This window comes from Streptomyces sp. MMG1121 (assembly GCF_001280015.1).
In the GTDB taxonomy this organism is placed as follows: Bacteria; Actinomycetota; Actinomycetes; order Streptomycetales; family Streptomycetaceae; genus Streptomyces.
Genome location: NZ_LGDV01000038.1, coordinates 223673 through 240471, shown reverse-complemented (window position 1 = coordinate 240471; position 16799 = coordinate 223673). Strand labels below are relative to the sequence as shown.

17 protein-coding genes and 1 pseudogene are annotated in these 16799 nt (G+C 73.9%); 14 read left to right on the top strand and 4 right to left on the bottom strand.

Going from position 1 to position 16799, the window contains the following annotated elements:
- The first annotated feature begins 105 nt into the window (after positions 1 to 105).
- The 6 genes from ADK64_RS05965 to ADK64_RS05940 all read left to right on the top strand — a co-directional run bounded on the left by ADK64_RS05965 (position 106) and on the right by ADK64_RS05940 (position 5134).
- On the top strand, positions 106 to 501 hold the full coding sequence (locus ADK64_RS05965) for a hypothetical protein (RefSeq protein ID WP_053655723.1): 396 nt from the start codon (positions 106 to 108) through the stop codon (positions 499 to 501).
- Positions 502 to 586: 85 nt separating this feature from the next.
- A complete protein-coding gene (locus ADK64_RS05960) occupies positions 587 to 1165 on the top strand; it encodes a carbonic anhydrase (RefSeq protein WP_053655721.1) in 579 nt (192 codons plus the stop codon).
- 8 nt (positions 1166 to 1173) lie between these two features.
- Positions 1174 to 2658 (top strand): SulP family inorganic anion transporter, encoded by a 1485-nt coding sequence (locus ADK64_RS05955; RefSeq protein WP_053655719.1) that lies wholly within the window; start codon positions 1174 to 1176, stop codon positions 2656 to 2658.
- A 196-nt stretch (positions 2659 to 2854) separates the two neighbouring features.
- Positions 2855 to 3655 carry a slipin family protein gene (locus tag ADK64_RS05950; protein ID WP_053655717.1) on the top strand — a complete coding sequence of 267 codons (801 nt, stop codon included), beginning with the start codon at positions 2855 to 2857 and terminating at the stop codon, positions 3653 to 3655.
- Positions 3656 to 3665: 10 nt separating this feature from the next.
- Positions 3666 to 4211, top strand: a complete 546-nt coding sequence (locus ADK64_RS05945; protein WP_078992518.1) for a YbhB/YbcL family Raf kinase inhibitor-like protein — start codon at positions 3666 to 3668, stop codon at positions 4209 to 4211.
- A 71-nt stretch (positions 4212 to 4282) separates the two neighbouring features.
- Positions 4283 to 5134: a polysaccharide deacetylase family protein gene (locus ADK64_RS05940; protein ID WP_053655711.1), complete on the top strand. Its 852-nt coding sequence runs from the start codon at positions 4283 to 4285 to the stop codon at positions 5132 to 5134.
- 154 nt (positions 5135 to 5288) lie between these two features.
- Here ADK64_RS05940 and ADK64_RS05935 read toward each other — a convergent pair whose 3' ends face one another.
- Together ADK64_RS05935 and ADK64_RS05930 are read right to left on the bottom strand one after the other, a co-directional pair.
- Positions 5289 to 5960 (bottom strand): hypothetical protein, encoded by a 672-nt coding sequence (locus ADK64_RS05935; RefSeq protein ID WP_053655705.1) that lies wholly within the window; start codon positions 5958 to 5960, stop codon positions 5289 to 5291.
- Positions 5957 to 6838, bottom strand: coding sequence for an ABC transporter ATP-binding protein (locus ADK64_RS05930; protein ID WP_053655702.1), 882 nt, complete (start codon positions 6836 to 6838; stop codon positions 5957 to 5959). Before ADK64_RS05930 ends, ADK64_RS05935 begins: the two co-directional genes overlap by 4 nt.
- A gap of 67 nt (positions 6839 to 6905) precedes the next feature.
- Here ADK64_RS05930 and ADK64_RS05925 point away from each other — a divergent pair, with 67 nt between their 5' ends.
- From ADK64_RS05925 to ADK64_RS05895, 7 genes and pseudogenes are all read left to right on the top strand, one after another.
- Positions 6906 to 7583, top strand: coding sequence for an aminoacyl-tRNA hydrolase (locus tag ADK64_RS05925; protein WP_053655699.1), 678 nt, complete (start codon positions 6906 to 6908; stop codon positions 7581 to 7583).
- 9 nt (positions 7584 to 7592) lie between these two features.
- Positions 7593 to 8231: a TetR/AcrR family transcriptional regulator gene (locus ADK64_RS05920; protein WP_053655697.1), complete on the top strand. Its 639-nt coding sequence runs from the start codon at positions 7593 to 7595 to the stop codon at positions 8229 to 8231.
- 76 nt (positions 8232 to 8307) lie between these two features.
- Complete coding sequence (locus ADK64_RS05915) at positions 8308 to 8913, top strand: TIGR03086 family metal-binding protein (protein ID WP_053655695.1); 606 nt, start codon at positions 8308 to 8310, stop codon at positions 8911 to 8913.
- A 115-nt stretch (positions 8914 to 9028) separates the two neighbouring features.
- Positions 9029 to 10305 (top strand): annotated as a pseudogene (locus tag ADK64_RS05910) (DUF692 domain-containing protein).
- 201 nt (positions 10306 to 10506) lie between these two features.
- Positions 10507 to 11271: a DUF4142 domain-containing protein gene (locus ADK64_RS05905; RefSeq protein WP_053655693.1), complete on the top strand. Its 765-nt coding sequence runs from the start codon at positions 10507 to 10509 to the stop codon at positions 11269 to 11271.
- 97 nt (positions 11272 to 11368) lie between these two features.
- Complete coding sequence (locus ADK64_RS05900; protein ID WP_053655691.1) at positions 11369 to 12157, top strand: TIGR04222 domain-containing membrane protein; 789 nt, start codon at positions 11369 to 11371, stop codon at positions 12155 to 12157.
- Positions 12158 to 12326: 169 nt separating this feature from the next.
- Positions 12327 to 13934, top strand: coding sequence for an alpha/beta hydrolase (locus tag ADK64_RS05895; RefSeq protein ID WP_053655689.1), 1608 nt, complete (start codon positions 12327 to 12329; stop codon positions 13932 to 13934).
- Between the two features lie 20 nt (positions 13935 to 13954).
- Here the strand turns inward: ADK64_RS05895 and hemQ are convergent, their stop codons facing one another.
- Together hemQ and hemG are read right to left on the bottom strand one after the other, a co-directional pair.
- Positions 13955 to 14686, bottom strand: coding sequence for a hydrogen peroxide-dependent heme synthase (hemQ, locus tag ADK64_RS05890; protein ID WP_053655687.1), 732 nt, complete (start codon positions 14684 to 14686; stop codon positions 13955 to 13957).
- 5 nt (positions 14687 to 14691) lie between these two features.
- On the bottom strand, positions 14692 to 16146 hold the full coding sequence (gene hemG, locus ADK64_RS05885; protein ID WP_053655685.1) for a protoporphyrinogen oxidase: 1455 nt from the start codon (positions 16144 to 16146) through the stop codon (positions 14692 to 14694).
- Between the two features lie 202 nt (positions 16147 to 16348).
- On the opposite strand from hemG, the gene ADK64_RS05880 reads away from it, so the two are divergent.
- Positions 16349 to 16792, top strand: coding sequence for a DUF4349 domain-containing protein (locus ADK64_RS05880; RefSeq protein ID WP_053655683.1), 444 nt, complete (start codon positions 16349 to 16351; stop codon positions 16790 to 16792).
- Positions 16793 to 16799: the final 7 nt, after the last annotated feature.

The following is a 16799-nucleotide window of genomic DNA, read 5'->3' as shown; positions in this document are numbered from 1 at the left end:
GGTGTTAACCCTGCAAAGGACTTTGCAGGGTTAATCTGCGTCTTGACCATTCATTGACCAATGCTTGGTGCACGCAAGAGATGCGAACGGACGGAAGGGGGGCGCATGTTCCGAGGTACAACGGCCCGGACCCGCTTCACCCTCCTCGCCGCACTCCTGCTCGCGCTCCAGCTCTTCGCCCCCACGGGAACCTTCGCATCTGCGCACACTCTCGGTCAGGCACAGGCCAAAGCAGAGCCTGAAATCACCTCCCCGGCCCAGCCGGCGCGCGACGGCGTGGGCTCGTTGCGCGTCCCGGGCCGCGCGGGCGACCCCGTGGGCACCCCCCACCTGCGCGAGCGGCAGCGTTCCTGCTCGGCCGGCTGTACACCGGAACACCCGCTCATAGCCGGCCGTTCCGCCGGTGCCGACGCGCCGGACACCCCCGGCTCCGCGCACCGGCATGCCGCGCGACCCGCCAGAGCCCACACCCCGGCAGCACTCCAGGTCTTCCGCTGCTGACAGGCGGCTCACGCTCTCTCCCCCCACACACAACCCGTTCAAGTCCGACGCGCCCGTGCAGGCGCGCCAGGAGGAACTCACACATATGCAGCCCCTCATCGACAACGCCCGTACGTTCGGACAGCGCCCTGAGGAGTTCGCCCAACTCGCCGCAGGCCAGTCACCTCAGGTGCTGTTCATCACCTGCTCCGACTCCCGGGTCGTCCCTGCCCTGATCACGGGCGCCCGCCCCGGCGAACTCTTCGAGCTGCGCACCGCGGGCAACATCGTGCCGCCCCACACCTCGCAGCACCCCACCAGCGAGGCAGCCACCATCGAGTACGCCGTGGAGGTGCTCGGTGTCCGCGACATCGTCGTCTGCGGGCACTCGCACTGCGGTGCCGTCGGCGCGCTGGTGCGCGGCGACGACCTGACCGCCGTACCGGCCGTGCGCGACTGGCTCGCGCACGCCACCCCGCGCCCGGCCGGCGCGGCCGAGGACCCGGAGGTCGCCGAGGGCGTCCAGAGCCACGTCCTGACCCAGCTGCTGCGCCTGCGCTCGTACCCCTGTGTCGAGCGGAGGCTGACGGAGGGCCGGCTGGGCCTGCACGCCTGGTACTACGAGGTGCACACCGGCGCCGTACGGGCGCACCGCCCGCAGACCGACACCTTCGAGTCCCTGTGAGCACGCCCATGACCAGCAAGAATCCGCTCATATCCCGTTTCCCGTCCGCGCGGCGGGACTTCGCCGCCTCCCTCGTCGTCTTCCTGGTCGCGCTGCCGCTGTGCGTCGGCGTGGCCGTCGCCTCCGGGGTCCCGGCCGAACTCGGCCTGGTCACCGGCATCGTGGGCGGCCTCGTCACCGGGCTGATGCGCGGCAGCAGCCTCCAGGTGTCGGGGCCGGCGGCCGGCATGACCGTGCTCGTCTTCGAGGCGGTCAAGGAGTTCGGCCTGCCGGTCCTCGGCGTGATCGTCCTCGCCGCCGGAGTGATCCAGGTGGGCATGGGCCTGCTGAAGCTGGGCCGCTACTTCCGCGCCATCTCGGTCTCCGTCGTCGAGGGCATGCTGGCCGGAATCGGTCTGGTCCTCATCGCCGGGCAGGCATATCCGGCGCTGGCGGCCAAGGCCCCCGACTCCGGGCTGGGCAAGACAGCCGGGCTGCCCGGAGCCCTCTGGGACGCCCTGGGCGACGGTACGGCCCTGACCTCGCTCGCCGTCTGTGCGGGCACGATCGCGGTCCTGCTCCTGTGGAAGCACGCTCCGGCGAAGCTGCGCACGCTGCCCGGTCCGCTGGCCGCGGTCGGTCTCGCCACGCTGGCCGCGTTCGCGCTGGACCTGCCGGTGGCCACCGTCGAGGTGCGGGGGCTGCTGGGCGCCGTCCAGCCGCCGCCGCTGAGCGCCTTCGGCGAGCTGGCGAGCGTCGGGGTGCTCGGCACGGTCGTCGCCTTCACGCTGATCGCGTCCGCCGAGTCGCTGTTCAGCGCGGCGGCCGTGGACCGGCTGCACTCCGGTCCGCGCACCGAGTACGACAAGGAGCTGGTCGCCCAGGGCACCGGCAACGCGGTGTGCGGACTGCTGGGCGCACTGCCGATGACCGCGGTGATCGTGCGCAGCGCGGCCAACGTCCAGGCGGGCGCCCGTACGAAGGCCTCCCGCGTCCTGCACGGCGTGTGGCTGCTGCTGTTCGCCGCGCTGCTGCCCGCCGTGCTGGCCTACATCCCCGTCCCGGCGCTCGCGGGCATCCTGATCCACTCGGGTGCCAAGCTGGTGCCGGTCCGGGCGCTGGCGGTGCTGTGGCGCGAGCACCGGGGCGAGGCGCTGGTCCTGGCCGTGACGGCGGTCTCGATCGTGACGGTCAGCATGTTCGAGGGCGTGCTGATCGGCCTGGCGCTGGCGGTGGTCAAGACCGCCTGGGAAGCCTCGCACGTCAAGCTGGAGGTCATCGACAAGGGGGCGGGTCCGATCGACGCCCATCTGTCGGGCAACGCGACCTTCCTGAAGCTGCCGAAGATCCTCGACAGTCTGGAGTCCCTTCCCCAGGACCGCCCGGTCCGCCTCGACCTGACCGGCCTCCACCACCTGGACCACGCCTGTCGTACGGCCCTGGAGAACTGGGCCGCACGGCACAGCGCGGCGGGCACGGAACCGGTGAAGGTCACGGTGGCGCAGGCCGTCTGACGGCCGCTGTCTCCGGGTCGGGGTGCCGACGCCCCTCGGCATCCCGGCCCGGTCCCAGGTCCTGGCCTCGTTCTCCCAGCAGGGCTTATGGCTTCCGCCCCATCTCGGGCATATCGTTTCCTCGACGGACAAAAACGGACCTCAGCGTGATCCTCGACGCGATCCACTCCGTGATCCTCTCCGTGAGGAGGTCACCATGCTCCAGGAGCTGCTGGGCGCCATCGCGGCGGCGGGATCCGCCGGTGTGATCTATCTGGCGATGGCGGCTCGGGTGGTCAAGCAGTACGAGCGCGGCGTGCTCTTCCGGCTCGGCCGGGTCGCCGGTGCCGAACGCCCGCCCGGCCTGACCCTGGTGATCCCGTTCGTGGACCGGCTGCACAAGGTCAACATGCAGATCGTCACGATGCCGATCCCGGCCCAGGAGGGCATCACCCGCGACAACGTCACCGTCCGCGTGGACGCGGTCGTCTACTTCCGCGTGGTCGACGCCGCGAGCGCCCTGGTGAAGGTCGAGGACTACAAGTTCGCGGTGTCGCAGATGGCCCAGACGTCCCTGCGGTCGATCATCGGCAAGAGCGACCTGGACGACCTGCTCTCCAACCGCGAGAAGCTCAACCAGGGCCTGGAGCTGATGATCGACAGCCCGGCCGTCGGCTGGGGCATCCAGGTCGACCGGGTCGAGATCAAGGACGTGTCCCTGCCGGACACGATGAAGCGCTCCATGGCCCGCCAGGCCGAGGCCGACCGGGAACGCCGGGCCCGGATCATCAACGCCGACGCCGAACTCCAGGCCTCCAAGAAGCTCGCCGAGGCAGCCCAGCAGATGGCCGACACGCCGGCCGCCCTCCAGCTGCGACTGCTCCAGACGGTGATGGCGGTGTCGGCCGAGAAGAACTCCACGCTGGTCCTGCCCATCCCGGTGGAGCTGCTGCACTTCCTGGAACGCGGCAATCAGCAGCACGCGCCGGACGGTGGCGGAGGCCCTCACTCCGGCTAGCGTGCCGGGCATGCGGAAGAGTTCGGCGGCCCTGGCGGTCGTCCTGGCCGGTGTCGCGGGATGCGGGCACGGCAGCAGTGACAGCGCCCCCTCCCCCGGGACCACCGGCCGCATCGCGGTCACGAGCCCCGCGTACGCCGACGGCGGTACGATCCCGCGCCGCTTCACCTGCGACGCGGAGGACGTCTCGCCCCCGCTCGCCCTCTCCGGCGTACCCGCGCACACCGCCTCCCTGGCCCTGCTGCTGAGGGACTCCGACGCCGCGCACGGCACGTTCACCCACTGGCTGGCGTGGGACGTCGGCCCGCACAGCACGCGTCTGACGGCGGGCGAGCACCCGCCGGGCGCGACCGAGGGCCGCAACAGCTTCGGGAAGACGGGCTACGGCGGCCCCTGCCCGCCCCACGGCGACCAGCCGCACCACTACGTCCTGACGGTCTACGCCACCGACCGCCGCCCGTCCCTCGCCCCCGGCGCCACCCCGGACGACCTCCTGCGGGCCCTGTCCGGCCACACCGTCGCGACCGGAACCCTGACCGGGCGGTACGGCCGCTAGCCGGGTGACCGTACCGCCGTGCCGAGCGCCGTAACTCCGTGCGAGCGGACATCCCGTCCTACGTTCGTACGATGATCAGACCAGTACGCCGTATCGCCGCCGTCTGCGCCCTGGGCGCCGCGCTCGCCGCCTGTGGCAGCGCGGGCGGTGCCCGCCCGGCCCCGGCCGAGTCCGCCGCCCCCGCCTCCCCGTCCGCCTCGCGTCCGCCCGTGCTCGCGCCGGGTCCCGGCGGTGTGACCCCCGTCTTCGAGCACGGTCCGCGCACCCTGGGCAAGACCGTCGCGCTGACCTTCGACGCCGACATGACCGCCGACCAGGGGCCCCGCGCGGCGGCCGGCGAGCATTTCGACAACCCGGAGCTCATCGGCACCCTGCGTGCGCTGAAGGTGCCGGCGACCGTCTTCGTGACCGGCCGGTGGGCCGAGGAGTATCCCACGGAGGCCAGCAGCCTCGGCCACGACCCGCAGTTCGAGGTGGCCAACCACTCCTACAGCGACTACGCGTTCACCGACGACTGCTACGGCCTGCCGACCGTCTCCGCCGACAGGATGCGGTCGGACGTGGAGCGGGCGTACGCCTCCCTGCGCAAGGCGGGCGTGCCGCGCCCGGTGCCGTACTTCCGTTTTCCCGGCGGCTGTTACGACCAGCGGGCGCTGCGCGCGCTGAACGGGGTCGGAATCACCGCGGTGCAGTGGGACGTGGTGAGCGGCGACGCGTTCGCCGCGGACGCCGACGCCGCGGCCGTCGCCCGGCAGGTGCTGGACGGGGTGCGGCCCGGCTCGGTGGTCGTCATGCACTGCACCCGCAGCGCCGCCCCGGCCACCGAGCGGGTCGTGCGCACGGTCGTACCGGAGCTGCGCAGGCGCGGCTACCGGTTCGTGAAGGTCTCCGAGCTGATCGGCCAGAGCCGGGGACGCCCCTGAGTTTCCTTCGCCGGGAGCACGACGCCGAGGAGCACTGCTCGATCATCGACGCCGCCCGCCCGCCGAAGGCCGACGGCCCGCCGTACGCCACGGGGGTGCCCCCGCTCCAGCGCAGCCGAGAGGGGGGAGGCCGCAGGCGCAGCGCACCGCCTGTTCAGGGTGACCGGCGGGCGGTGAGGCCACCGGCCGCGGCGAAGGCCGCTGCCGTCAGCAGGGCCGCCCCGGCCAGTGGCAGCAGCGGCACCGGCACCCGGCCGGTCTGCGAACCGGTGACCAGGCCGCTGACCGCGGCCTGCGCCGGGGAGCCCGCGAGGACCGCCGCCAACAGCGCGCCCAGCAGCATCGCGGGCACCGCGCGGCCGGTGGAGTTCAGCACCGGCCGGTTGGTGAGCGCGCCGACGGCCGCGCCGAGCAGGGCGCAGGCGAGCGTGGCGGGCAGCCCGGCCGCGCCGGCCTTCAGCGGGGGTACGTGGATCCGGTGGCCGTTGCTCGCCGGGTCACTGATCAGCGTCACCACCACGGTCGCCACCACTGCGAGCGCCGCCGCCGCGAGCAGTGCGGTCAGCAGACAGGCGAGGTGCGCCCGGGCAGGGCCGCGCGCGGCGGCGACACAGGCGCGGGCCGCGTCCGGCTCGCCGGTGACACAGATCCGCACCAGCCAGGCGGCCACCGGGAGCAGACCGGCGGCCGTGTAGCCGAGCGAGTCGAGCACGGGCTGACCGCTCTGCACACCGATCCCCAGGAAGGCGGCGTACAGGATCACGGGCGGCAGCCAGCGCTGGGAGCGCACCAGCAGGTCGGCCTGGTAGCGCAGGAGTGCGGTCATGGGCGGCTTCCGGCATCGCGAGACGGTGGGTCGTCGGGGGGCGGGGTGACGCTGACGACGTGCCAGGGCGGGCGGGCCGTGAGCAGGGCGCGCAGGAGGACGTCCGAGTGGGAGGCGGGGACGGCGAGGCGGTGGCTGCCGGGGCCGGTCTCCTCGGCGGACGCGACGGTCCGCGCAGCGTCGGGCGGCAGCGCCCCGCCGGCCGGCCCCCGCGCGACGACCAGGGCGAGCCGCCCGGCCGGTGAACTCCCGCCTGCCGTACGGCGTTCGAGGCCGCCGTCGAGCACGGCGTACGTCGCGTCCGGTGCCCCGGCCAGCCGACGCGGGTCGTGGTCGACGAACACCACGGCGCCGCCGGCCGCGGTCCGCTCGGCCACCGCCCGCTCCAGCTCGGCCCGCGCCGCCGCGTCCAGTCCGGTCCAGGCCTCGTCCAGCACCAGCAGCTCCGGTTCGCCGAGCAGGGCCTGGGCGACGGCGACCTTCTGGCTGCTGCCCTTGGACAGCCGCGCCATCGGGGTGCCGGCGTGCTCGGCCGCGCCGAACCGCTCCAGCCAGGTGCCCGCGGCGCGTTCCGCGGTCCCGCGGCTCAGACCGTGGACCGTGCCGAGGTGGGTCAGATAGCCGAGGGGCGTGAAGGGCAGCGCCGAGGGAAACCGCTCGGGGACGTACGCCGTGCGCGGACGGCCGGTGACGCGGCCCTCGCTGGGGGCGTCGAGCCGGGCGAGCAGGCGCAGGAGGGTGGACTTTCCGGTGCCGTTCGCGCCTTCTACACGGGTGAGGGTTCCGGGGGCGATGGTGAGGTCGACGCCTCGTAACACCCAGGGGCCGCGGATGCCGTAGCGGCGGCCTACGGCGGTCAGTCGTAGGTCACGTTGCATGGGGTCATTGTGATCGGTTGCGCGGTGGGTGCTGCCCTTAGGGTTGGCTGCTGTGAGCCCTGATTCCATGCCCCCGGACGACCATCGTGACGAAGCCCCGCAATTCGTGCTGCCCCTCGTGGCGCGGATCGAGCGGGGTGCGCCGCCCGCCCGTACCGATGCGCTGGAGACGGCCGCCCGGGCCGTGCTCGTGCTGCTCGGTGACGAGCGGGCCACCGGGGACGGCGAATGGGCCGACGCGGTGCGCCACTGGGAGGACGCGCAGATCCGGAAGGTCGTGCGGCGGGCCCGGGGCTCGGAGTGGCGGCGGGCCGAGGCGCTGCCCGGGATCACGGTGACCGGCAAGTCCGCCCAGGTGCGGGTCTTCCCCCCGATCCCGCTCGACGGCTGGCCGAAGGACCTGGCGAAGCTCCAGGTGTCCGGCACCGAGCTGGACGACCCGGAACCGCCCGTCGCGGCCGACCCGGCCCAGCCCGTGCTGTGGCTGAACCCGGAGCTGGAGATGTCGGCCGGCAAGGCCATGGCGCAGGCGGGGCACGGCGCCCAGCTGGCCTGGTGGGCACTGTCCGAGGCGGAGCGCAGCGCCTGGCGGGACGCGGGCTTCGCGCTCTCCGTCCGCGCCGCCGCCCCCGCCGACTGGACCCGGCTGACCGGCGGCGGGCTGCCGGTCGTTCGGGATGCCGGCTTCACGGAGATCGCTCCGGGCAGCTGCACGGTCGTCGCGGACCACCCCGCGCTGCGCTAGGAGGACGGGATGACGCGGGTCGACGGCCGGGTCGAACGGGGCAACCGCACCCGTCGGTTGGTGCTGCGCCGCACGGTGGAGATCGCCTCGGTCGAGGGCCTGGAGGCGCTCACCGTCGGCCGTCTCGCCACCGAGCTGGAGCTGAGCAAGAGCGGGGTGTTCGCGCTGTTCGGCTCCAAGCAGGAGCTTCAGCTGGCGACCGTGCGGGAGGCCGGGCGGATCTTCACCGAGCGGGTGCTCCGCCCGGCGGCCGAGACCCCGGCCGGCGTCGGCCGGCTGTGGCGGCTGTGCGAGCTGTGGCTGGAGTACTCGCGCGGCCGGGTGTTCCCGGGCGGCTGCTTCTTCTACGGCGTCATGGCGGAGTACGACGCCCGGAGCGGGCCGCTGCACGACGCCGCGGTCCGTGCGCAGCGCGACTGGTCGGCGTACGTGGAGCGGACGATCGAGGAGGCCCGTACGGCGGGTGAGCTGCGCGCCGGCACAGATGTCGGCCAACTCGCCTTCGAGCTGGTGGCGTTGCTGGAGACGGCGAACGCCCTGTCGGTGCTGCACGAAGAGGAGACCGCGTACCGCAGGGCCCGGGTGGGCATCGCGGCCCGGCTGCGCTCCGCGGCCGAGGACGGCGTCCCGCTCCCCCAAGTCACCTGACCCGCACCTCGGTTGGCGGTATCGGCACGGCGTCAAAAAATAAGCACGATCGTTCGCCTTGTTTTATGCTCGGGCCATGACTGTGACCGGAGCGGACTTCGTGGAACTCGATCGGATCGCCGTCCAGGAGGCCGTGCGCGTGGTGGACCTGGCCACGCCCGCGGACTGGACGCGCGACACTCCCTGCGCGGGCTGGACCCTGCGTCGGCTCGTCGCGCACATGACCGCACAGCACCTCGGGTTCGCCGCCGCGGCGCGCGGAGCGGGGCAGGAGCCGGAGCACTGGCGCGAGTCCGAGGACCTGAGCGAACCCGCCCGCGCGCACCGGTCGGCCGCCGCTTCGGTCCTCTCAGCCTTCGCCGAACCGGGCGTGACAGGACGGGAGTTCGCGCTGCCGAACCTGGGCGGCGTCCCGGGCGGCCGAGCGGTCGGCTTCCACTTCGTCGACTATGTGGTGCACGCCTGGGACGTCGCCGCCACCCTGGGCACCGCCGTGGAGTTCCCCGGCCACGTCCTCGACGCCGCGCTCGCCGTGGCCCGTGCGGTGCCGGCCGATCCCGGCCGGCGCGGGCCGGGTTTCTCCTTCGGCCCGGCGCTGGAGGTGCCCGAGGGCTCCGGTCCGCTGGAGCAGGCACTGCGTCTGCTGGGCCGCAGCCCGCAGCGGTGGCCCGCCCGGGGCTGAAGCTCAAATGTTGCTCTGAACACGGCACGCAGGCGGTTCGGGGCCGGTCGCCGGGGCCATACCCCCGTCATTCGCGGGAAGGACGCGGCGTTCGGCGTTCGAAGGAGGGGGAACCATGCGGCGACTGGGCACGGGGGTCGGCTGGCGGCCGGAGATCGCGGACGCCGTGGAGATCATGCCGGGGATCGACTGGGTGGAGGTCGTGGCGGAGAACGTTTGCCCGGGCCACCTCCCGAAGTCGCTGGAGCGGCTGCGCGAGCGCGGGGTGACCGTGATCCCGCACGGTGTCTCCCTCGGCCTGGGCGGCGCCGACCGCCCCGACGCCGCCCGGCTGACGGCACTCGCGGAGCGGGCGCGGGCGCTGGGGGCGCCCCTGGTCACGGAGCACATCGCGTTCGTCCGCGCGGGCGGCGCGCTCACCGCCTCCCCGCCGCTGGAGGCCGGGCATCTGCTGCCGGTGCCGCGCACCCGGGACGCCCTGGACGTCCTGTGCGAGAACGTCCGCATCGCACAGGAGGCCCTGCCCGTGCCGCTGGCGCTGGAGAACATCGCCGCGCTGTTCTCCTGGCCGGGCGAGGAGCTGAGCGAGGGGCAGTTCCTGTCCGAGCTGGTCGAGCGCACCGGCGTACGGCTGCTGATCGACGTGGCCAACCTGCACACCAACCACGTCAACCGGGGCGAGGACCCGGCCCGGGCGCTGGCCGAGCTGCCGCTGGAGGCGCTCGCCTACGTCCATGTCGCGGGCGGCTTCGAGCGCGACGGCGTCTGGCACGACAGCCACGCCCATCCCGTACCGCGCCCGGTCCTGGACATCCTGACCGACCTCGCCTCCCGGACGGCTCCGCCCGGAATCCTGCTGGAACGGGACGAGAACTTCCCCGAACCGGCCGAACTGGAGCGGGAGTTGACCATGATCCGGGAGGCGGTGAGGGCCGGCCGGCGGGCGGGGGTGTCGCCGTGCTCACGCGGCCCGCGGTCGGCGCACGGGAGCGGGTCGGCGTCGCCCAGGCCGCCGTACTGTCCTCGCTCGTGGCCGGGACGCCGGTGCCCGAGGGGTTCGACCGGACACGGATGCGGGTACAGGCGCGGGCGCTCGCGGTGAAGCGGGCGGACGTGGTGGCGAAGGTGGCACCGGAGCTGCCGGCGTTCCTCGGCGTGGGGTACCGGGAGCTGTTCCTGGAGTACGCGCGGGAGCGGCCGATGAGCGGGGGCTACCGGCGGGACGCCCTGGACTTCGCCGGGCACCTGCTGCGGGCCGGGCGGCCGCAGGACACGAGGGCCCGACGGAAGCTGCGGGAATGGTGGCTGGACCGGGCGGGCCCGGCACCGAGGCCGTCCGGCGGGCGGGTGGGTCGGGTGGCGCGGAGGATGCTGCCGCGGCAGCGTGGCTGATGTGCCGGGTGAGGGGCGGGGCGCGGGGCCGTGCCGGTGTGCGGCCGGGCCGCGGGGGCGAGATCAGCCGCACCTCGTCCGGGCCGCCGACGCACCGCACCCGGCCGGTGACAACGGGTACCGGCCGAGCGGCGCGGGTAATATGCCGCCCGCACCCCACCCGCCATGCACACTCGCGTGCGGTGCGCCACAGGAGGCACCATGCGACCCCGACCCCCGATCAAGGGCCGAGGCATATTCAGCGGCACCGGGCTCGTCATCGCGGCCCTCGGAGCGACCGCCGCGGCACTGCTCTACCCTGTCTGGTCCTACGCCGACCGGCAGGACGCGGCGAGCGCGAGCGTGCTGAGCGCGCAGACCGTCACCACTCCGTACGGCCCGCTGTCCGCTCAGGACAAGGACTTCATCACCAAGGTCCGGCTCGCGGGGCTCTGGGAGCTGCCCGCCGGCCAGCTGGCGGAGCAGAAGGGGACCACGGCGGCCGTCCGCGCCGCGGGCCAGCACCTCGTCGACGGGCACACCTCGCTGGACGCGCACGTGCGCACCGTCGCCACCCAGCTCGGCGTGCCGCTGCCGAACGAGCCGAACGCGCAGCAGAACCAGTGGCTCGCCACCCTGAACGGGGCGCAGGGGGAGGACTTCGACCGGCAGTTCGCGAGCATCCTGCGGCTCGCGCACGGCCGGGTGTTCACGCTGGTCGCCCAGGTCCGGGCGGACACCCAGAACTCCCTGGTCCGCGATCTCGCCGACGACGCCAACGCGACCGTCCTGGACCACATCAAGATCCTGGAGGCGACGGGGTACGTCGACTTCGCGGCGCTCGCCAAGGAGCTGGCCGCCTCGCCCACCCCCGTGCCGACCCCGCCCGCGGTCGCCCCGAGCGCCGCCGTGCCGGTGGCTCCGTCGCCGGCCGAGTCGTACTCCCTGCCGCCCGCCGCCACCAGCCCGGAGCCGAAGAGCTCCTGACCTCGGCGGAAAACGGAACGTCACGTACCGGCCACACTCCGTCCGGATGTTGAACAGGGCATGGCATTCACCCAGACCTCTGGCATAGAAACATGACATGTTCTGGGTCCTCCTTCTGCTCCTGGCCTGGGCTTTCGCCGGTACGGCGTGCACCCGGCTGTGTCTGGCGGCCGTACGCGCGGCGGCGCTGGACGCGGATGCCACGACACGCACGACCGCGGACCGGGAGCACGATCTGACGCTGTACGAGGCGGCCTTCCTCTCCGGCGGCCCCGCCCGGGTCGCCGATGTGACCCTTGTCTCGATGGCCCGGCAGCGCCGCCTGCTGCTCGCGCACACCGGCTGGGCCACGGTGGTGGATCCGCGGGGGCGCGACGAGATCGAGCAGTCCGTCATAGGGGCCATAGGGCCGCAGGGGCAGTCACGGATCCAGCCCGTGCGGGCGCGGGCCGCGGGCGCGGAGTCCGTGCGGCGGCTCGCCGACCGGCTGGAGCGTGCCGGGCTCGCCGTCCCCGACGGCGCCGGTACGACCGTGGCGGCGGCCGTCCGCCAGGTGCGCGCCGCCGCACTGGCCGTGGCGGCGCTCGGCGTGACCGCGCTGCTGCTGCCCGTCCAGACGGGGACGCCGCGGCTGCTGGTGGGCCTGTGGTTCGCCCTGCCGCTCACGCTCTGCCTGAGCTGCCTGGTCATCGCCCGCTTCGAGGTCCATCCGTACTCCCGCTGGGCCTCCCCGGCCGGGCTGCGGCTGCTGGGCGCGCTCACCCGGAAGCCGGCCGGGGACGAGCGGTCGTTCCTCACCTCCGTCGCCGTCCGCGGGATCCGCGCGATCGGTGAGCCGGAGCTGCGCGCGGCCTTCACCCACCGCGACCAGCCCTGGCGGGAGTGAGGGCGGCTTCGGGAGCCACACGGGCTTCAGGGGGGCGCATCGGGGGCATTGGCTCCGACACCCGTCGGATGGTGCTTGCCTTCCCCTGCGACCGAACGAAACATCCCTTCTGTTGACGCCGGGCCGTGGCAGTCGTGCCATCGCCGCCGCCGCATCGAAGGGATACGCGATGAGAGCTGCCGCCCTGTACTCGGCCGCCGGATCCTTGCTGCTGACCACGCTGGCCGCCGCCCCGGCGGGCGGGGCCGCCGGCGGCCCCGCGGTGCCCGGCGCGCCCGGTGCGGCCGAACTGCGCGGCACCGCGGTGGCCGTGGCCCGCGCCCGCGCGGCCGGCATCGGCTTCGGCGCGTGCTCCAACGCCGATGTGCCGCACGCGCCGGGCAGTATGCGGTGCGCCACGGTGACCGTCCCGCTGGACTACGCCCACCCCGACGGCCCGCAGATCAGACTGACCGTCAGCCGCACCCGGGCGACCGAGAAGGACCCGCGCAACAGCAAGCGGCGGGTGCCCCGGCAGGGCGCCCTCGTCTACAACCCGGGCGGCCCCGGCGCCTCCGGCATGTACTTCCCGCTGGTCGGCGCCCAACCGAAGTGGAAGCGGATCGCCGCCGCCTACGACCTCGTCGGCTACGCCCCGCGCGGCGTGGGCCGTTCGGCGCCGCTGTCGTGCGAGGACCCGAAGCACTTCTTCGAGGCGCCCACCTCGTCGCCGGCGCACCCGTCGGAGGCGTACAAGCGGCAGCGCGTCGCGCGGGCGAAGGCGTACGCGCGCGGCTGCGCCCAGCGGTCCGGGAGCAAGCTGCGCTTCTACAACTCCCTGAACAACGCCCGGGACCTGGACGTCCTGCGGGCCGCGCTGGGCGAGGACCGGCTGACGTTCGTGGGGGCGTCGTACGGCACCTACTTCGGGGCGTTGTACGCCTCGATGTTCCCCACGCACGTACGGCGCATGGTGCTGGACGCGGCGGTGGACCCGGCCCCGGAGAAGATCTGGTACCGCGACAACCTGGACCAGTCGGCCGCCTTCGAGGAGCGCTGGACGGACTTCCGGGAGTGGATCGCCCGCCACGACGACGTCTACAGGCTCGGGAACACCGCCGAGAAGGTGCGCCGCAGCTACGACACCGCGCGCGAGCGGCTGGGCCGGAAGGCGGCGGGCGGGAAGGTCGGCCCCGGACAACTGCGAAGCGCCTTCCTGACGGCCGGGTACTACGACGACTTCTGGCCGAGCCGGGCCGCCGCGCTCTCGGCCTTTCTGAAGGGCGACCCGAAACCGCTGATCCGGCTGGCCGCGCCGGGCGGGGGCAAGGCCGCGGCGGCGGAGGCGGAGAACTCCAACGCGGTGTACACGGCCGTGGAGTGCAACGACGCTCCCTGGCCGACGGACTGGAAGGTGTGGAACCGGGACAACACCCGGCTCGCCCGCGTGGCGCCCTTCGAGACCTGGGACAACGCGTGGATGAACCTGCCGTGCGCGTACTGGCCGGCGCCCCGGCAGCAGCCGCTGGACGTGCGGACCGGGCCGGGTGAGCTGCCGCCGGTGCTGATCCTGGCGGCCGAGCGGGACGCGGCCGCGCCGTACCCGGGTGCGCTGGAGATGAACCGGCGGTTGGCCGGATCGGTGCTGGTGACCGAGCGGGACGCGGGCACGCACGGCATCGGGGGTGGCGCCAACGCGTGCGTCAACGCGCACTTCGAGGCGTACCTGTTGGCGGGCCGCGTCCCGGGGCGGCGCGCGTCGTGCGCGCCGCACCGGGCTCCGCGGGCCACGCGCTGACGGGCCCTCGTGCGGCGCCGTCAGGCCAGCCCGGCCACCAGGTCCGCGATGTCCTTCCTGCGGCCCGTGTAGAACGGGATCTCCTCGCGGACGTGCCTGCGGGCCTCGGAGGCGCGCAGGTGGCGCATGAGGTCGACGATGCGGTACAGCTCGTCGGCCTCGAAGGCCAGGACCCACTCGTAGTCACCGAGGGAGAACGAGGCGACCGTGTTGGCGCGCACGTCCGGGTAGCCGCGGGCCATCTTGCCGTGATCGGCGAGCATGCGGCGGCGGTCCTCGTCGGGCAGCAGGTACCAGTCGTAGGAGCGCACGAAGGGGTAGACGCTCACGTAGTTCCGGGGCGTCTCGTCGGCGAGGAACGCCGGGATGTGCGAGCGGTTGAACTCGGCCGGGCGGTGCAGCGCCATGTTGGACCACACGGGCTCGAGCGCGCGGCCCAGCTTGGTGCGGCGGAAGAGGTTGTACGCCTCCTGGAGCTGGTCGCTGGTCTCGGCGTGCCACCAGATCATGAGGTCGGCGTCGGCGCGCAGGCCGGAGACGTCGTAGGTGCCGCGGATCGTCACGTCCTTGGCGGCGAGCTGGTCGAACAGCTCCTGGACCTCGTCGGCGTAACCGGCGCGGTCCTCGGGCAGGACGTCCTTCAGCTTGAAGACCGACCACAGGGTGTAGCGGATGACCTCGTTGAGGTCCTTGGCCAGCTTGCCCTTGTTCGGGATCCTGCCGGACTCGGTGGTGGGGGCGTCGTCACTCATGGTCCCTATTCTCCCGCTCCGCCGTGCAGACTCTGCACCGGGTTGGCCGTCAGTTCCCGGATTGCGCTCAGGTCGCCGTCCAGTTGGTCCACCGCCGCGTAGGCGCTCGCGATGCACGCCGGGATGCCGACGCCGTCGTACGGGGCGCCGCACACCGCGAGCCCCGGCAGCTTGGCGACGTGTGCGCGGATGCGGGCCACGCGCGCGTGATGCCCGACCGGGTACTGCGGCAGGCCGTCGGTCCAGCGCGTGACCCGGGTCCGAAGGGGTTCGGCGTCCAGGCCGGTGGCCTCGCGCAGGTCGTGCCGGGAGACCTCGACCAGTGCGGCGTCGTCCCGCTGCAGGATCTCCGTCTCGCCGTGCCGCCCCACGGACGTGCGCAGCACGACCACGTCCGGGTCCTCCTCGGCGATCCAGCCCCACTTGTGGGAGGCGAACGTGGACGCCTTGATGGTGTGGCCGTCGACCGGCGGGACCAGGAAGCCGCTGCCCTCCGGGAGCCGCAGTCCCGCGCGCCGGTAGGCCAGGGTGACCAGGGCCATCGAGGCGTATTCGACCGCGGCCAGCTCGGCGGCCGCCTGCGGGGACTCGGCGCGCAGCAGCCGCGCGGCGGCCGGGGCGGGTACGGCGACGATCACCGCGTCGGCGTGCAGCTCGCGCTCGCCGGCGGTGATCCGCCAGCCGCCCGCGGCCCCGGCGCGCAGTTCGGTGACCGGCGTCCCGGTGCGCATCTCGCCGCCCCGCGCGCGGACGGCGTCGGCGACCGCGAGCGGCAGCGTGCCCACGCCGCCCTCGATGCCCATGAAGACCGGGCCGGTCTGCTGGTGCGCGGCCACCCTGGCCTGGATCTCTCGGACTCCCTCCGTGAGGGAGGTGTGGGTGCGGGCGGCCTCGAAGAGCTGGGGGACGGCCGAGCGCATCGAGATGCGGTACGCGTCGCCCGCGTAGACCCCGCCGAGCAGGGGCTCGACCAGGCGGTCGACGACCTCGCGGCCGAGCCGGGCGGCCACGTACTCCCCCACGGCCACGTCGTCGCCGACCTCCGTGCGAGGAAGGTCGGCGTCGCGCTCGATGCGGGCGAGGCCTTCGGCGGACAGGACGCCGGAGAGCGCCGCGGCAGTGCCGGGCACGCCCATCACATGGCCCTTGGGCATGGGCCGCAGGGCACCCCGGGTCCAGATCGAGGCGGTCGCGGTGGCGGGCGGCTGCAGACGGCCGTCGAGCCCGACCTCGCGCGCGAGGGCCACCGCCTCGGGGCGGCGGGCGAGCATCGACTCGGCGCCCAGGTCGACCCGCACGCCCGCGATCTCGCCGGGCAGCAGCTTGCCGCCGACCCGGTCCGCGGCCTCCAGCACGGTCACGCGCGCGCCCCGCCCGAGCAGCCGGTGGGCGGCGGCCAGCCCGGCGATCCCGGCTCCGATGACGACGACATGCCCCGTACGCGTACCCGTTGCGCTCATGTCCCCCACTCTCTCAGACCCCGCTGACACTCCTGCCGGGAGCCGGTGATCACGACGAGCCCGGACCGGGACCGCACCGGGACCGCCGACGCCGAACGTCGCCGCCCGCACCGGCTTCGCAGGGCCGTCACAGCACGCCGTCCCCGGGAGGCTCCGCCCCTGCGCACACCCTTTTCCGTACGACGACGCGAGTGACCGGGTCGTGCTGCACGTGCCCCGCGCCAAGTACCGCGAGGTGCTCGCCGTTCCCCAGGACACCGGCCGGCTCGTCCAGCGCGGCGCGAAGGCGTCCCTGAAGGACCGCACGCGCCTCGCGACCATCACCGTGCCGCTGTCCGGGCAGCCGGTGCGCAAGGCCGCCGCGGACGGCGCGCCGGGCATCGCGGAAGCGCTGTCGGGCGGCCGGCACGTGTCCGTCACGATCCTGCGCCGGATCGCCCTCGCGCTCGGCGCCGCCCCGCCGTTCGCGGCCTTCGCGGCCCTGGTGGCGCTGGCGGCGGCTGGTGCGGACAGGGGTCGTACGGTCCCGGCGGACGCACCGCCCGGCACCCGCGCCCGAGGCGGACCAGGACCGGGAGCGGGGAACGGGGAGCGGGGAACGGGGAGCGGGGAGCTGGACCAGAACCGAAATGCCCTCGCCCCGTAGCGTGTTC

Excerpts from the sequence above, each read along its gene's own strand:
- ADK64_RS05965 (WP_053655723.1), top strand. The coding sequence starts at position 106 with ATGTTCCGAGGTACAACGGCCCGGACCCGCTTCACCCTCCTCGCCGCA.
- ADK64_RS05960 (WP_053655721.1), top strand. The coding sequence starts at position 587 with ATGCAGCCCCTCATCGACAACGCCCGTACGTTCGGACAGCGCCCTGAG.
- ADK64_RS05955 (WP_053655719.1), top strand. The coding sequence starts at position 1,174 with ATGACCAGCAAGAATCCGCTCATATCCCGTTTCCCGTCCGCGCGGCGG.
- ADK64_RS05950 (WP_053655717.1), top strand. The coding sequence starts at position 2,855 with ATGCTCCAGGAGCTGCTGGGCGCCATCGCGGCGGCGGGATCCGCCGGT.
- ADK64_RS05945 (WP_078992518.1), top strand. The coding sequence starts at position 3,666 with ATGCGGAAGAGTTCGGCGGCCCTGGCGGTCGTCCTGGCCGGTGTCGCG.
- ADK64_RS05940 (WP_053655711.1), top strand. The coding sequence starts at position 4,283 with ATGATCAGACCAGTACGCCGTATCGCCGCCGTCTGCGCCCTGGGCGCC.
- ADK64_RS05935 (WP_053655705.1), bottom strand. The coding sequence starts at position 5,960 with ATGACCGCACTCCTGCGCTACCAGGCCGACCTGCTGGTGCGCTCCCAG.
- ADK64_RS05930 (WP_053655702.1), bottom strand. The coding sequence starts at position 6,838 with ATGCAACGTGACCTACGACTGACCGCCGTAGGCCGCCGCTACGGCATC.
- ADK64_RS05925 (WP_053655699.1), top strand. The coding sequence starts at position 6,906 with ATGCCCCCGGACGACCATCGTGACGAAGCCCCGCAATTCGTGCTGCCC.
- ADK64_RS05920 (WP_053655697.1), top strand. The coding sequence starts at position 7,593 with ATGACGCGGGTCGACGGCCGGGTCGAACGGGGCAACCGCACCCGTCGG.
- ADK64_RS05915 (WP_053655695.1), top strand. The coding sequence starts at position 8,308 with ATGACTGTGACCGGAGCGGACTTCGTGGAACTCGATCGGATCGCCGTC.
- ADK64_RS05905 (WP_053655693.1), top strand. The coding sequence starts at position 10,507 with ATGCGACCCCGACCCCCGATCAAGGGCCGAGGCATATTCAGCGGCACC.
- ADK64_RS05900 (WP_053655691.1), top strand. The coding sequence starts at position 11,369 with ATGTTCTGGGTCCTCCTTCTGCTCCTGGCCTGGGCTTTCGCCGGTACG.
- ADK64_RS05895 (WP_053655689.1), top strand. The coding sequence starts at position 12,327 with ATGAGAGCTGCCGCCCTGTACTCGGCCGCCGGATCCTTGCTGCTGACC.
- hemQ (WP_053655687.1), bottom strand. The coding sequence starts at position 14,686 with ATGAGTGACGACGCCCCCACCACCGAGTCCGGCAGGATCCCGAACAAG.
- hemG (WP_053655685.1), bottom strand. The coding sequence starts at position 16,146 with ATGAGCGCAACGGGTACGCGTACGGGGCATGTCGTCGTCATCGGAGCC.